A 14091-nucleotide genomic window follows, 5' to 3' on the forward strand; every position below is an offset into this window, starting at 1 on the left:
GGTCACTATCTCACGCCCGGCCGTGCCTCTCCGGCGCCCGAGAGCCGTCCCGGCCCACCCCTACCCTGGGAGCATGCCCGCGTCGTCCACCCCCGGTGGCCCCACCCCCGGCAGCCCCACCGGCCCCGCCCCTGGCAGGCCGTCCCGACGGACCCTGATGGCCGGCCTGGCCGCCGCCGTGCTGACACCGACGCTCGGGGCCTGCGGCATCACCCCCGGCGGCCGGGGCACGTCGACCCGGCAAGGTCCCACCTGCGTGCCGGCGGCCGACACCCGGACGTACGCCCGGCTGGGGACCGCCGGCCTGCAGTACGAGGTGAACGACCGGCCGATCACGGTGCGGATGGAGCCGGGTTTCGCCGCCCGGCTCACCGCCTGGTTCACCGACTGGTGCGACCTGACCGGCACCGCGCCTGATCTGGTCGGGACGTACGGTGCCTGGCTCCCCGACGACGGCAGCTGCGACTCCTGGCACCACGCCGGGCGTGCGTTCGACATCTCCCGGCTCGCCACCGGTGGCACCGAGCTGGTCTCGTGTCGCTACGACCGGTGGGGTGGCACGCCCACCGCCGACCGGCTCTCCGCCTACTGGGCCCTCGCCGCGAGCCTGCACCTGCATTTCGCGTACGTCCTGACCCACCTGTTCGACGACGCCCATGCCAACCACATCCACGTGGACAACGGCGTCTCGGGCGGCGGCATGTCGACCTTCACCGGTCGCTCCCGGGTGCAGCACCAGGCGGTCCAGGCGATCTGCCGCCAGCTGTGGGGTCGTGATCTGCCGATCACCGGCGTCTGGGACACCGCCACCCGGCAGGCCGTCAACGGGCTGCTCGGACAACTGGGACTGGCCGGCCCGCTGACCCGGCAGGAGAGCTGGCAGGGGTTCCTGCGTGCCTCGGTCCGGCGCTGGGCCGAGGCACGCTGACCGGCGAGGGCCCGGTCGGTCGACGGCCCTGGTCTCCCGAGATCGGGGTCAGCCGGCGACCCCCGTCAGCCCCGTCAGCTGAAGAGCCGGACCGGTCAAGATCGGGCTCAGTCGAAGATCGGGCCGCTCGTCCGCGACCGCTTGAGCTCGTAGAAGCCCTCGTACTCGGTGACCAGCGACACGCCGTCGAACAGCCGGCCGGCCGCCTCGCCCTTGGGTGCCGGTGAGATGACCGGGCCGAAGAGCGAATGTCCGTTGATCCGGATCACCGGCGTGCCGACCTCGTTGCCCACCGGGTCCATGCCCTCGTGGTGGGAGCGTCGCAGTGCGGCGTCGTTGGCATCGGTCTGCGCGGCATCGGCGAGCTCGGCCGGCAGGCCGACATCGACCAGGGCGGCCTCCAGGGTGGCCCGGTCGCGCTCCTCGTGATTCGGGTGGAAGCGGGTGCCGATCGCGGTGTAGAACTCCCGCAGCTTCTGTGAGCCGTACCGTTCCTCGACGGCCAGCGCCAACCGGGCCGATCCCCAGGCTCCGGCCAGGAAGCGCTTGTAGTCCTCGTCGAGTTCGTCGCGGCCCTCGTTGAGCACCGACAGGCTCATCACGTGGAAGACCGTCCGGACCGGGCGGACCTTCTCCACCTCGAGCATCCAGCGGGAGGCCATCCAGGCCCACGGGCACTGCGGATCGAACCAGAAGTCGACCTGCTGGAGGTCGGCCGAGGTGGACGCCGAGGCAGAAGCTTCTACTGTCATTGCCCCAGGATAGGGAGACGTCCCAGCGGCCGCACCGTACGTTCCTCCGGCGTCATCGGACGCTCCTGCGCCACCGCCGTACGTTCCTCCGGCACCACGGGAGGTTCCTGCGCCGCAGAACGTTCCTCCAGCGCCTCCGGACGCCGGGATCCGGTCGGGCGCGCAGACTTTTCGGGTGTCGTTGGGACGGGTCCCGTCGGGACGCCCGCCCCAGTCGCTAGTCTGACCACTGTCGCAGGGGTCTTCCCCGGACAGCCTGCCCTGCAGGCTCCCGTCGACATGAAGGTGACACCGTGTACTCCGAGAACATCACGCGCGAGGAGGCCCGTGCCCGGGCGGACCTGATCCGCACCGATGGCTACCGAGTCCAGGTCGACCTCACCGGTCGTGCTCCCGACGGCGCGCCGCTGGCCGACCCGGAGGGCACCTTCGTCTCCCGGTCGACCGTCACGTTCAGCAGCGGCGCCGGCACGACGTGGCTCGACCTGCTCGCCGACGACATCCTCGAGGCGGCCCTCGACCGTGAGCCGCTCGACACGTCCGGCTACGACGGCGCCCGCCTGCCGCTGACCCTGACCGAGGGCGAGCACGAGCTCACCGTCGTCGGGCTGTGCCGCTACTCCCGCACCGGCGAGGGCCTGCACCGGTTCGTCGACCCGGCCGATCACCGGGTCTATCTCTACAGCCAGTTCGAGGTGGCCGACGCCCGCCGGATGTACGCCGGATTCGAGCAGCCGAGCCTCAAGGCGACGTTCGAGCTGTCGGTCGTGGCGCCGCAGAACTGGACGGTGATCTCCAACGCGGCCTCGGTCGACCCGGTCGTCATCGCCGAGCCCGATCCGCTGCACGGCTGGGACGAGTGGGGCCAGGCGTACGCCCGCTGGGACTTCGCGCCCACGGTCCGGATCTCGACCTACCTCACCGCCCTGGTGGCCGGCAACTACCACCGGGTGCACGACACCTACACCGGCCCGAACGGCGACATCCCGCTGTCGCTCCTGTGCCGCGAGTCGATGGTCCCCCACCTCGACGCCGAGCGGATCTTCGCCACCACCAAGAAGGGCTTCGAGGTCTTCGAGGCGGCGTTCGGCACGCCCTACCCGTTCGGCACGTACGACCAGTCGTTCGTCCCCGAGTTCAACGCCGGGGCGATGGAGAACGCCGGCTGCATCACCCATCGCGACGACTACCTGTTCCGCTCCCGGGTGACCGCCGCGGCGTACGAGAACCGCGACAACACGATCCTGCACGAGATGGCCCACATGTGGTTCGGCGACCTCGTGACGATGTCGTGGTGGGACGACCTGTGGCTCAACGAGTCGTTCGCCGAGTGGGCGTCGCACTTCGCGATGTCCGAGTACCAGGAGAACCCCGAGCAGCCCTGGGTGACCTTCGCCAACCAGCGCAAGACCTGGGCCTACCGCCAGGACCAGCTGCCCACGACCCACCCGATCGCCGCGGACATGGTCGACCTGCTCGCGGTGGAGTCCAACTTCGACGGCATCACGTACGCCAAGGGCGCCTCGGCGCTGCGTCAGCTGGTCGCCTACGTCGGCCGGGACAACTTCCTCGCCGGCGTCCGGCAGTACTTCGCCGACCACGCGTACGGCAACACCACCCTGCAGGACCTGTTCGACGCGCTGCAGGCCGCCTCCGGGCGCGACCTGTCCGGCTGGGCCGCCCAGTGGCTGCAGGTGCCCGGCGTCAGCACCCTCGCCGCGGACTTCGACGTCGACGCCGAGGGCCGGTTCACCCGCTTCGCCGTCCGCCAGTACGTGCCGCAGGCCCACCCGGTCACCCGGATCCACCGGATGGCGATCGGGCTCTACAACCGCGTCGACGCGCACACCATCACCCGCACCGGCCGGGTGGAGATCGACGTCGAGGGTGAGGTGGTCGACGTCGTCGAGCTGGTCGGCGCCCAGCGCCCCGACATCATCCTGCTCAACGACGACGACCTGACGTACGCCAAGGTCCGCCTCGACGGGCAGTCGCTCGGCACCGTCGTCCAGCACGTCGGTGACCTCGACTCGCCGCTGGCGCGGGCGGTCTGCTGGGGCGCGGCATGGGACATGACCCGTGACGGGGAACTGCTGGCCGCCGACTACGTCACCATGGTGCTCGGCGCCGTGGGCCGGGAGACCGACCCGACGGCCGTGCAGCGCACCCTGGGGCAGGCCCTGACCGCCGTCACCTTCTATGCACCGGCCGAGCAGCGCCAGCAGCTGGGCCACGAGCTCGAGAAGGGCCTGGCGCACCTCGTCGCGGGCGCCGAGCGCGGCTCCGACCGCCAGCTCACCTTCGTCCGGACCCTGGCCTCGGCGGCCGGTAGCGCTGCGGCCGGGGAGGTCGTCCGGGCCTGGTTCGCCGGCGAGGAACAGGTGCCGGGCCTCGAGATCGACACCGACCTGCGCTGGCACCTGCTCACCCAGCTGGCCCGCCTCGGGCTGGCCGGCACCGCCGAGATCGCCGCCGAGCTGGACCGCGACCACACCATCAGCGGCGAGCAGAGCGCCGCCGCGGCCCGCGCGGCACTGCCCGACGCCACCGACAAGGCGGAGGCCTGGCGGCTGGCGACGGCCGCGGCCGACGTGCCGAACGAGACACAGCGCAGCATCTGCCTGTCCTTCTGGCGGCCCGGTCAGGAGGACCTGCTCCGTCCGTACGCCGACCGCTTCCTCGACGTGATCAAGGTGATGGGGGCCGGTGCGGGCGGCTGGGACAAGAAGGGCATCGCGCTGCGGGAGAACGTGCTGAAGCACCTGTTCCCCGCGCTGGTCGCCGACGAGGCGTTCCTGGCCGGGCTGGACACCTTCCTGGCCGAGAACGAGCTGACCACCCCGATCCGGCGCTCGCTCGCCGAGTCGCGTGACGACGCCTACCGGGCGCTGCACGCCCAGGCGGTGGCTCGGGCACACCTCGCCACCCGGGGCCCGGCGGAGGAGCCCGCCCAGTTGGCCGTCGGGGAGGAGCCGGCCGGCGACCCGGTCCCGGCCGTCGCCGACGCCCCCGCCATCGGCGAGGAGGCCGGCGAGGTGATCGCGCTGCTGGGCGCCGCGGATCCTGCCCTGCCGGACGAGGACCCCGGCTCGGCTCCCACCGACTCCCAGGGGTGACGGTGACCTCCCTCGGCGCCGTCGTCTCCACGCTGGAGTCCTGGTATCCGCCGGCGACCGCGGAGTCGTGGGACCGGGTCGGCCTGGTCGTCGGCGACCGCAGCCGGCCGGTGACCCGGATCCTCTGCACGGTGGACGTGACCCTGTCTGTCGTCGAGCAGGCGATCGCCGTCGGCGCCGACCTGGTCGTCGCCCATCACCCGCTGCTGCTGCGCGGCATCCACGGAGTCGACGCCGACGACCCGAAGGGCGCCATGGTGCTCCGGCTGGCCGAGCACCGGATCGGGCTGTGGGCCGGCCACACCAACGCCGACATCGCCCCCGGCGGGGTCGGCGAGGCGCTCGCGGACGCTCTCGGCCTGCACGACCAGCGGCCGATGGTGCCCCGGCCCGCTCCGGGGCTGGACAACCTCGTCACCTTCGTGCCCCCCGAGCACCTGGACCGGGTCGTCTCGGCCCTCTCCGCCGCCGGTGCCGGCCGCGTCGGCGCGTACGACTCCTGCCACTTCGCCGCGCCGGGCACCGGGTCGTTCCGCCCCCTGGCGGGCGCGACGCCGTTCATCGGGTCGGTCGGGCAGGTCGAGCACGTCGAGGAGCTGCGGGTCGAGATGGTGCTGCCCCGCTCCCGCCGCGCCGCGGTGGTCGCGGCACTGCTGGCCGCCCACCCGTACGAGACGCCGGCCTGGCACATCGTCGAGACCGCACCGGCACCGGCGGCGTCAGGACTGGGACGGGTCGGCGAGCTCGCCGAGGAGCTGACCCTGGCCCGGTTCGGCCAACGGATCGCCGACGCCATCCCCGCCACGGCCGGTGGAGTGCGGATCGGCGGCGACCCGCAGCGTACGATCCGCCGGGTGGCCGTCCTGGCCGGGGCCGGCGACTCGCTGCTGGAGGACGCCCGGGCACTCGGGGTCGACTGCTATGTCACCTCGGACCTGCGTCACCACCCGGCCGGCGAGTTCCTCGAACGGGCCCGGCTCGATCCCCGTCAGCCGGCGCTGGTCGACATCAGTCACTGGGCCGCGGAATGGACCTGGCTCCCGGTGCTGGCGGACCGGCTGACGGCCGCGTTCGACGGCATCGGGGTCGAGGTCTCGACGATCGTCACCGATCCCTGGTCGGCGACGTACCACCGGCGGAGTTGAGACCCCGGACGCCCCCTCAGCGGTCGATGGCCGGCCGCAGATGCATGTTGGCCTGCGTCCGCGCCGCCTGGCCGAGCTGGGCGATCCCGCCGACGATCCCGCCGGTCAGGTCACCGGCGGCGAAGCTCGTCACCATGCTGGCGGTCGCGAGCGCGCAGCTGGCGTCCGACAGGGTCCGGGCGGCCCGGGCCCCGGTCACCACCACGACCTCGTGGTGCTGCGGGTCGACGTACACCAGGACCGCCTCGTCGCGGTCCGCGAGGGTCGCGTGCAGCGCGTGCGCCCGCTCCTCGACCGATCCCTCGGCGCCGGGCTCGGCGATGTAGGCGATGAAGGGATGGCCACAGGCCTCCTCGGCCTGTCGGGCGGCCCAGGCGACCCGGTTCACGTCACCGGGCGAGAGACGATCACCAACGAGCATGGCTGCCGCCGGTGCCTTCCTCGACGTCCGATCCGCTGGTCACCGCGGGGGTCTCCCGCCCGGAGCCACCGACCATGATCGGCTCGGTCGGCGGATGCAACGACCGGTCCTCCTTGCCGATCATCGCCGCCAGGTTGATCACGGCGATGACGACGAAGACGGCGACCGGCAGGAAGAGGATCCAGACCAGCTCGTGCACGAGGGGCACAGCGGGGGCCGTGGGCCAGCCCGGCAGAGTGTCCAGCGGGAAGAGACCGGACGTCTGGGGCGCGATCACACTCAGCAGCTCACTCACGTAATCTAACGTACTGCAGTCCGCAGTTCCGCGGGAGGAGCCGAGCAACATCGGCATCCCCGGGCGGGGCACAGATGACGATGACACCCGGGTCGGGTGGGGACGGAGGAGCCGGTGGCTGCGGAGGAACGTACGGAGATCGCCCCCCGGGTGGTGATGGACGCGGACGAGATCTCCCGGGCCGTCATCCGCATGGCGCACCAGGTGCTGGAGAACGACCACGACGCGCCACGCCTGATGGTGGTGGGCATCCCCACCCGCGGTGTCCCGCTCGGCCAGCGGCTCGCGGCGGCGATGGAGGAGATCGAGGAGCACGTGGTGCCCGTCGGCGAGCTCGACGTCACCTTCTACCGCGACGACCTGCGCCGCCAGCCCACCCGGGCGGTCGGCCCGACCCGGATGCCCGGCCCGATCGACGACGCCGTGGTGGTGCTCGTCGACGACGTGCTCTGCTCCGGGCGCACCGTCTCCGCCGCCCTCGAGGCGCTCAAGGACATCGGCCGGCCCCGGGCCGTACGGCTCGCGGTGCTGGTCGACCGCGGCCACCGCGAACTGCCGATCCGCGCCGACGTGGTCGGCAAGGAGCTTCCCACCGCCGCCCGGGAGAAGGTCCGTGTCCAGCTGGAGGAGACCGACGGGGTCTCCCGGGTCACCATCTCCCGTCCCGAGAGGGAGTCGTGATGCACCACCTGCTGTCCGCCGCGGACCTCAGCCGTGAGGAGGCCCTCTCGATCATCGACCTCGCCGAGGAGATGAGCGAGGTGCAGACCCGCGAGGTCAAGAAGCTGCCGGTGCTGCGCGGCCGCACCGTGGTCAACCTGTTCTTCGAGGACTCCACCCGCACCCGCTCCTCGTTCGAGATCGCCGGCAAGTGGCTGTCCGCCGACGTGATCAACGTTTCCGCCAAGGGCTCCTCGGTGTCCAAGGGCGAATCGCTGCGCGACACCGTCCGGACCCTGTCCGCGATGGGCGTGGACGCGCTGGTGATCCGCCACATGGCCTCCGGTGCCCCGGCCCAGGCGGCCCGGTGGACGCAGGCCTCGGTCGTCAACGCGGGCGACGGCACCCACGAGCACCCCACCCAGTCGCTGCTGGACGCCTTCACCATGCGCCGGCACTTCCGCGCGGTCACCGGCGATCCGCAGGCGGACTGGACCGGTCGTACGGTCGTGATCGTCGGCGATGTCACCCACTCCCGGGTGGCCCGGTCCAACGTCCTGTTGCTGCGTACGCTCGGCGCCCGGGTGGTGCTGGTCGCCCCACCCACCCAGATGCCCTCCGGCGTCGACAGCTGGCCCTGCGAGGCGACGGACGATCTCGATGCCGCACTGGCCGAGGCCGACGTGGCGATGATGCTGCGGGTGCAGAAGGAACGGATGCACGGCGGCTACTTCCCCACCGCCCGCGAGTACACCGTCGGCTACGGGCTGACCCGTGACCGGTTGGCGGCACTGCGCCCCGACGCGGCGATCTTCCACCCCGGGCCGATGAACCGTGGCCTGGAGATCTCCCCCGACGCGGCCGACGCGGCCTCCTCCCGCGTGCTGGACCAGGTCGCTGCCGGTGTCGCGGTCCGGATGAGCGTGCTCTACCACCTGCTCGGCGGGGGCTCCACTGCCCCGCTGGGGCCGACCACCACGTCGGCGGAGGCCGACAGGAAAGGACCCACGGCATGACCGTCACCCCGCTCAGCACCAGCAGCCCGACCCGGCTGCTGGTCACCGGCGTCACCCTCCCCGACGGCTCGACGGGTGATGTGTACGTGGACGGCCCGGTCTTCGGGGACCCCACGACCGTGCCCGCGGGCGTCGAGCGGCTCGACGGCGCCGGACTGGTCGCGCTGCCCGGCCTGGTCGACCCGCACGTCCACCTGCGTGAGCCCGGGCGCGAGGATGCCGAGACGATCCGCACCGGCACCGCGGCGGCCGCCCGCGGCGGTTTCACCGCGGTCCAGGCGATGGCGAACACCACCCCGGTCACCGACACCGCCGACATCGCCCGGGAGGTCGCCGCGATCGCGGCCGATCAGGGCGCCTGCATCGTCGTCCCGTGCGGCGCGATCACCAAGGGGCTGGCCGGTGAGCAGCTCGCCGAGCTGGGGCTGATCCACCGGGCCACCGGCACCCGGTGCTTCTCCGACGATGGGCAGTGCGTCGCGGACGCCCAGGTGATGCGCCGGGCGTTCGAGTACGTCCGGGCCTTCGACGGCGTGCTCGCCCAGCACGCCCAGGACCCGCGGCTGGCCGGCCCGGACGCCTGCTGCCACGAGGGCGAGCTCTCCGGCAAGCTCGGGCTGGGCGGCTGGCCGGCGGCCGCCGAGTCGACGATCGTCGCCCGCGACGTGGAGCTCGCCGCCCTCACCGGGGCCCGCTACCACGTCTGCCACGTGTCGGCCAGGGAGTCGCTGGACATCATCCGCGCCGCCAAGGCCCGCGGTGTCCGGGTGACGGCCGAGGCCACCCCGCACCATCTGTTGCTGACCACAGATCTGGTGGCCGGCTACGACCCCACCTTCAAGGTCAACCCACCGCTGCGCACCGCCGAGCACATCGAGGCGCTGCGGACCGCGGTCGCCGACGGCACGGTCGACATGATCGGCACCGACCACGCCCCGCACGCTGCGCAGGACAAGGACCATGCCTTCGTCGATGCGCGCCCGGGCATGGTCGGCCTGGAGCAGTCCCTCGCGGTGGTGATCGAGACGCTGGTCCGGCCCGGACTGCTCGACTGGGCCGGTGTCGCCGATCGGATGTCGTACGCTCCCGCGGCGCTGCTCGCCCTGGCCGACCAGGGCCGCCCGGTCGCCCCCGGTGAACCGGCGAACCTGTGCCTGGTCGATCCAGCGGCACGCCACCGGGTCGACCCGGCCGACACGATGTCGCTGTCGCGCAACAATCCGTACGCGGGCCGGGACCTGCCCGACCCGGTGCGTCTGACCGTCTGCCTCGGCCACGTCACCTATCGCCGCTGACCGGCCCCGTACTACCGCCGCTGACCGGCCCCCGGCTCCGGCACCTCCCCGCCTGCTCCTGAAAGGACCGCCATGAGTGAGAACCCCACCGGCCCCGAGACCGCCGACCAGCCCACCCCGTACGAGCGGATGGGCGGGGCGGAGACCTTCCGGGCGATCGTGCACCGGTTCTACGAGAACGTCCGGAAGACCCCGGACCTGCACGCGATGTATCCGGAGGAGGACCTCGGCCCGGCCGAGGACCGGCTGCGGATGTTCCTCGAACAGTACTGGGGCGGGCCCGGCACCTACTCCGAGCAGCGCGGGCACCCGCGGCTGCGGATGCGACACGAACCGTTCAAGGTGACCCCCACGCAGCGGGACAACTGGCTGGAGTGCATGCACGACGCAGTGGGGTCGGTCGAGATGGACAAGGCGGCCCGCGACGAGCTGTGGACCTACCTGGTCCGCGCCGCCGACGCGATGATCAACGCGTTCGAGGGCGAGGACATGACCCCGCAGCCGGGACGCAACCTGCTCTGACCCGGAGACGGTGGCCCCCCGTACGGTTCCCACCTGCACACTGGCCCTTGCGCGGTTCCCGCCCACACGGCTCCCCGGACGGCGAGCCCACCGATGACCCGTACGATCGGGGGGCTGCTGGCCACTCCCACCCGTACGGCGAGCCCACCGATGACCCGTACGATCGGGGGGTGCTGGCCACTCCCACCCGTACGGCGATCCCATCGATGACCCGTACGATCGGGGGCGCTGCTGGCCACGGGCCCCGCTAGGCTCGGGGCGTGACCGAGCTCCGCGAGCAGACCCCCGACCGTCGAGGTGCCACCGATCCGGACTGGTGGCGCGGCGCCGTCGTCTACCAGGTCTACCCCCGTTCGTACGCGGACGGGGACGGCGACGGCCAGGGCGATCTGGCCGGCATCCTCGCCCGGCTCGACCACCTGGTCACCCTCGGCGTGGACGCCCTGTGGATCTCGCCGTGGTACCCGTCGCCGCTGTATGACGGCGGCTACGACGTGGCGGACTACTGCGACATCGACCCGCGCTACGGGACACTGGCCGAGGCCGACGAGCTGATCGCCCGGGCACACGACTGGGGCCTGCGGATCATCATCGACCTGGTGCCCAACCACTGCTCGATCGACCACCCGCTGTTCCGCGCCGCCCTCGCCGCCGGACCGGGCTCGGCCGAGCGGGAGCTCTTCATCTTCCGCGACGGCTCCGGCCCGGGCGGTGACCGGCCGCCGAACAACTGGCCGGCACACTTCGGCGGCCCGGCGTGGGAGCGGGTGGTCGGGCCGGACGGGGTCCCCGAGCAGTGGTACCTGCACCTGTTCACCCCCGAACAACCGGACTGGAACTGGACCCACCCGGCGGTGGCCGACCTGTTCGACGGCGTGCTGCGGTTCTGGTTCGACCGCGGCGTGGACGGCTTCCGGATCGACGTGGCCGACTCCTGCGCCAAGGACATGACGCTGCCCGATCTGCCCGCCGGCGCCGGCGACGGCGGCTACGGGGAGGGCAAGTACCCGGGCCACCCGTATTTCGACCGCCCGGAGCTGGAGGCGATCCACCGCCGCTGGCGGGCCGTGGCCGATGAGTACGCCGACACCCCGCAGGGGCCACGGGTCCTCGTCTCCGAGGCCTACCTCGGCCCCACCCGGCGGCTGGCGGCGTACACCACCGAGGGCCGGCTGCACATGACCTTCAACTTCGACGCCCTGCTCACCGAGTGGTCGTACGCCTCGCAGCGGGCGATGATCGAGGCCACTCTCGCCGGCTACGACGCCGTGGGCGCCCCCGCCACCTGGGTGCTGGGCAACCACGACCAGCCCCGGGTGGCGTCCCGCTACGGCCGGGCCGTCACCGGCGCCCCGTTCAGCGCCGGGACAGGGCTGGGCCCGCGGGCGGCCAGGGGACAGACGGCCGGTGCGGACCTCGAACTGGGGCGGCGCCGGGCCCGCGCCGCCGCCCTGCTCGAACTGGCCCTGCCCGGCGGGGCCTACGTCTACCAGGGCGACGAGCTGGGCCTGGAGGAGGTGGACCTGCCGGTCGAGGTGCTGCAGGACCCGATCTGGAAGCGCTCCGGGCACACCGAGAAGGGCCGCGACGGCTGCCGGGTGCCGTTGCCGTGGTCCGGGGACCGGCCGCCGTACGGGTTCAGCCCGGCCGACGCGACCGCCGATCCGTGGCTGCCGCAACCCGACTGGGCGGACCGTACGGTCGCCGCGCAGGCCGCCGATCCCGGGTCGTTCCTCACCCTCTACCGGCACGCGCTGGCGATCCGGCATGACCATCCGGCGCTGGGCGCCGGCACGCTGCGCTGGGCCGATGACGTCCCGGACGGGGTGCTCGCCTTCGACCGCGAACCGGACTTCTCCTGCTGGGTCAACTTCGGCGACGAGCCGGTGACGCTGCCGGCCGGGGCGACGGTGCTGCTCACGTCGGAGCCGTCCCCCACCGGGAGCACGGTGGCAGGCCCCACCGGAAGCGCGGCATCAGGCCCCACCGGGAGCACGGTGGCAGACCCCATCGGGAGCGAGCCGGCCGGCCCTGGCGGGACTATCCACGCGCTCGGCACCGACCACGCGGTGTGGTTCACCCGCTGAGGCAGCCCGGTCCCTCCTGCCCCGGGCGGTCCTGCCCCGGTGATTCGGTCCGACGGCGCCGGCTCACCCTGAGCCCTCCGGGCCGTCCGGGCGCCGGGAGGCTCAGTCCCCGTACGGTCCGCCGGCGGTCATGGTGATCGGGCGCAGCGCGGCCCGGACGGTGTCGGAGATCCGCCGCGGCCGGCCCTGCCCGTCGGCACAGACCAGCACCACGCGGCCGGCGGCGTGCAGCACATCGAGGCGCGGGTCGCGGATCTGCACCTCGAGGCTCATCGACGAGGAGCCGAGGTGCAGCACCACCAGTTCGGCCAGGTACGGCTCGATCCGGTACGGCATCTCGGTGCGGTACTCGATCTGCTGGGCCGCGACGAGCCAGCTGATGTCCGCACCGGGCCGTCCCCAGCCATCGCGTCCGCGTGCCTCCTCGAGGACAGCGATCCTGGCCTCCTGCAGGAAGGTGAGGATCGCGACGTTGTTGATGTGTCCGCAGGCGTCGACCTCCGACCAGCGGACGCGCACCGGGTACTCGACCCCGGAGCCGCGGTCCCACGGGACCTGCGGCAGGTCGCGGAAGGTGATCTGCGGCCCGGACCAGTCGTCCAGCCAGGCCCGTTCCGCCGCGGTGAGCCGCCGGACCCGGTGGGCCGTGACGTCGTAGGGCGCGCAGTCCGTGGTCGCCCGGGCCACCAGGGTGTCGCCCTGGCTGACCTCGTACGCCACGGTGAACCGCGCCCCGCCGACCCGGGACACCCACAGCCGGATGATGATGCTGTCGCCGCCGAAGTACGCCGGGGAGACGTACTCGACCTGCTGGGCCACCACGGTGATGCCGTGGTTCAGCAGCTCCGGGTGCGGCCCGTCGAGGATCCAGTCGACCCGGGCCTCCTGGAGATAGTCCACGTAGACCACGTTGTTGACGTGCCGCTGGGCATCCTGATCGGCCCAGCGGACGCGGGCCTGGTAGATGTACTGGGTCACCGCCGCTCCTGGTCAGACGGTCAGGGTCAGCGGACGCAGTCGTTCACGCAGGATGTCCGGCAGCGGCACAGGTGTGCCGTGCGGGTCGGCGTGCACCAGGACGAGGTGGCCGACCGCGTACGTCACGTCCACATGTGGGTCGTGGATCCGCATCTCGAAGGTGACCGAGGTGGAGCCGACACGCAGGATGACGACCTCGGCGAGGTAGGGCTCGATCTGGTACAGCATCGGCGCCCGGTATGTCATGTCCTGGGCGGCGACGACCCAGGTGTGCGGGTCACCGGGGCGACCCCACGGCAGGTCGCGGCGCGGCTCCGCCATCATCGCGATGGTGGACTCCTGCAGATAGGTCAGGTAACTGACGTTGTTGACGTGGTCGTACGGGTCGAGCTCGGACCAGCGCACCCGCAGCGGGTGCTCGTAGCCGAAGCCCGACACCCACTCGACGGCGGGCCGCGGCAGCGGCCGGAAGTCCATCGGCGCCCCGAGGAAGCCCTGCAGCCAGGCCCGTTCCTCGGCGCTCAGCCGGCGCAGCCGGTGCCCGTCGACGTCGTAGGTCGCCATCATCGTCTTGGCCCGGGCGACGTGCGTCTCGCCCTGGTAGATGTCGTAGGCCACCCCGAACCGGGCACCGCCCAGGTCGGTCACCCACAGCCTGATGATGATCGGGTCGGGGCAGAACAGCGACTGGGCCAGGTACTCGATGTGGTGGGAGACGACGAGCACGCCGTCGCCGAGCATGTGCGCCTGCGGTCCGCCGAGGATCCAGTCGACGCGCGCCTCCTGCATGTAGTCCAGGTAGGCGACGTTGTTCACGTGGCCCTGCGGGTCCTGGTCCGCCCACCGCACCCGCGCCCGATAGACGTACGGCGTCAC

The 14091-nt window shown here is 72.4% G+C and carries 13 protein-coding genes; 8 read left to right on the forward strand and 5 right to left on the reverse strand.

What is annotated here, in order from left to right; genetic code table 11:
• Nucleotides 1-73: 73 nt before the first annotated feature.
• Nucleotides 74-928 carry a hypothetical protein gene (locus VB059_RS09805; RefSeq protein WP_323421841.1) on the forward strand — a complete coding sequence of 285 codons (855 nt, stop codon included), beginning with the start codon at nucleotides 74-76 and terminating at the stop codon, nucleotides 926-928.
• A gap of 107 nt (nucleotides 929-1035) precedes the next feature.
• On the opposite strand, the gene VB059_RS09810 is transcribed toward VB059_RS09805, so the two are convergent.
• Nucleotides 1036-1680 carry a DsbA family protein gene (locus VB059_RS09810; protein ID WP_323421842.1) on the reverse strand — a complete coding sequence of 215 codons (645 nt, stop codon included), beginning with the start codon at nucleotides 1678-1680 and terminating at the stop codon, nucleotides 1036-1038.
• Between the two features lie 293 nt (nucleotides 1681-1973).
• Between VB059_RS09810 and pepN the strand changes: the two genes are divergently transcribed.
• Complete coding sequence (pepN, locus tag VB059_RS09815; protein WP_323421843.1) at nucleotides 1974-4796, forward strand: aminopeptidase N; 2823 nt, start codon at nucleotides 1974-1976, stop codon at nucleotides 4794-4796.
• Entirely contained in the window at nucleotides 4793-5941 is a 1149-nt protein-coding gene (locus tag VB059_RS09820) for a Nif3-like dinuclear metal center hexameric protein (protein WP_323421844.1), read from the forward strand. The genes pepN and VB059_RS09820 overlap by 4 nt, the downstream gene beginning before the upstream one ends.
• A 16-nt stretch (nucleotides 5942-5957) precedes the next feature.
• On the opposite strand, the gene VB059_RS09825 is transcribed toward VB059_RS09820, so the two are convergent.
• Both VB059_RS09825 and VB059_RS09830 read right to left on the reverse strand, forming a co-directional pair.
• Nucleotides 5958-6362 carry a DUF5130 family protein gene (locus VB059_RS09825; RefSeq protein ID WP_323421845.1) on the reverse strand — a complete coding sequence of 135 codons (405 nt, stop codon included), beginning with the start codon at nucleotides 6360-6362 and terminating at the stop codon, nucleotides 5958-5960.
• Nucleotides 6349-6657 (reverse strand): hypothetical protein, encoded by a 309-nt coding sequence (locus tag VB059_RS09830; RefSeq protein ID WP_323421846.1) that lies wholly within the window; start codon nucleotides 6655-6657, stop codon nucleotides 6349-6351. Before VB059_RS09830 ends, VB059_RS09825 begins: the two co-directional genes overlap by 14 nt.
• A 114-nt stretch (nucleotides 6658-6771) precedes the next feature.
• On the opposite strand from VB059_RS09830, the gene pyrR reads away from it, so the two are divergent.
• The 5 genes from pyrR (at nucleotide 6772) to VB059_RS09855 (ending at nucleotide 12237) form a co-directional block, all read left to right on the forward strand.
• A complete protein-coding gene (gene pyrR / locus VB059_RS09835; protein WP_323421847.1) occupies nucleotides 6772-7338 on the forward strand; it encodes a bifunctional pyr operon transcriptional regulator/uracil phosphoribosyltransferase PyrR in 567 nt (188 codons plus the stop codon).
• On the forward strand, nucleotides 7338-8333 hold the full coding sequence (locus tag VB059_RS09840; protein ID WP_323421848.1) for an aspartate carbamoyltransferase catalytic subunit: 996 nt from the start codon (nucleotides 7338-7340) through the stop codon (nucleotides 8331-8333). Before pyrR ends, VB059_RS09840 begins: the two co-directional genes overlap by 1 nt.
• On the forward strand, nucleotides 8330-9628 hold the full coding sequence (locus VB059_RS09845; protein ID WP_323421849.1) for a dihydroorotase: 1299 nt from the start codon (nucleotides 8330-8332) through the stop codon (nucleotides 9626-9628). The genes VB059_RS09840 and VB059_RS09845 overlap by 4 nt, the downstream gene beginning before the upstream one ends.
• 72 nt (nucleotides 9629-9700) lie before the next feature.
• Nucleotides 9701-10150 (forward strand): globin, encoded by a 450-nt coding sequence (locus VB059_RS09850; RefSeq protein ID WP_323421850.1) that lies wholly within the window; start codon nucleotides 9701-9703, stop codon nucleotides 10148-10150.
• A 260-nt stretch (nucleotides 10151-10410) separates the two neighbouring features.
• Nucleotides 10411-12237, forward strand: a complete 1827-nt coding sequence (locus VB059_RS09855) for a glycoside hydrolase family 13 protein (protein WP_323421851.1) — start codon at nucleotides 10411-10413, stop codon at nucleotides 12235-12237.
• A 102-nt stretch (nucleotides 12238-12339) separates the two neighbouring features.
• Here the strand turns inward: VB059_RS09855 and VB059_RS09860 are convergent, their stop codons facing one another.
• Entirely contained in the window at nucleotides 12340-13215 is an 876-nt protein-coding gene (locus VB059_RS09860) for a thioesterase family protein (protein ID WP_323421852.1), read from the reverse strand.
• A gap of 12 nt (nucleotides 13216-13227) precedes the next feature.
• Entirely contained in the window at nucleotides 13228-14091 is an 864-nt protein-coding gene (locus VB059_RS09865; protein WP_323421853.1) for a thioesterase family protein, read from the reverse strand.

Origin of the sequence: Raineyella sp. (assembly GCF_034933565.1) — a bacterium.
Lineage (GTDB): Bacteria > Actinomycetota > Actinomycetes > Propionibacteriales > Propionibacteriaceae > Raineyella.

Bases quoted from the DNA above. Each gene is read 5' to 3' on its own strand.
- VB059_RS09810 (WP_323421842.1), bottom strand. From the start codon at position 1,680: ATGACAGTAGAAGCTTCTGCCTCGGCGTCCACCTCGGCCGACCTCCAG.
- VB059_RS09850 (WP_323421850.1), top strand. From the start codon at position 9,701: ATGAGTGAGAACCCCACCGGCCCCGAGACCGCCGACCAGCCCACCCCG.
- VB059_RS09805 (WP_323421841.1), top strand. From the start codon at position 74: ATGCCCGCGTCGTCCACCCCCGGTGGCCCCACCCCCGGCAGCCCCACC.
- VB059_RS09840 (WP_323421848.1), top strand. From the start codon at position 7,338: ATGCACCACCTGCTGTCCGCCGCGGACCTCAGCCGTGAGGAGGCCCTC.
- VB059_RS09845 (WP_323421849.1), top strand. From the start codon at position 8,330: ATGACCGTCACCCCGCTCAGCACCAGCAGCCCGACCCGGCTGCTGGTC.
- VB059_RS09825 (WP_323421845.1), bottom strand. From the start codon at position 6,362: ATGCTCGTTGGTGATCGTCTCTCGCCCGGTGACGTGAACCGGGTCGCC.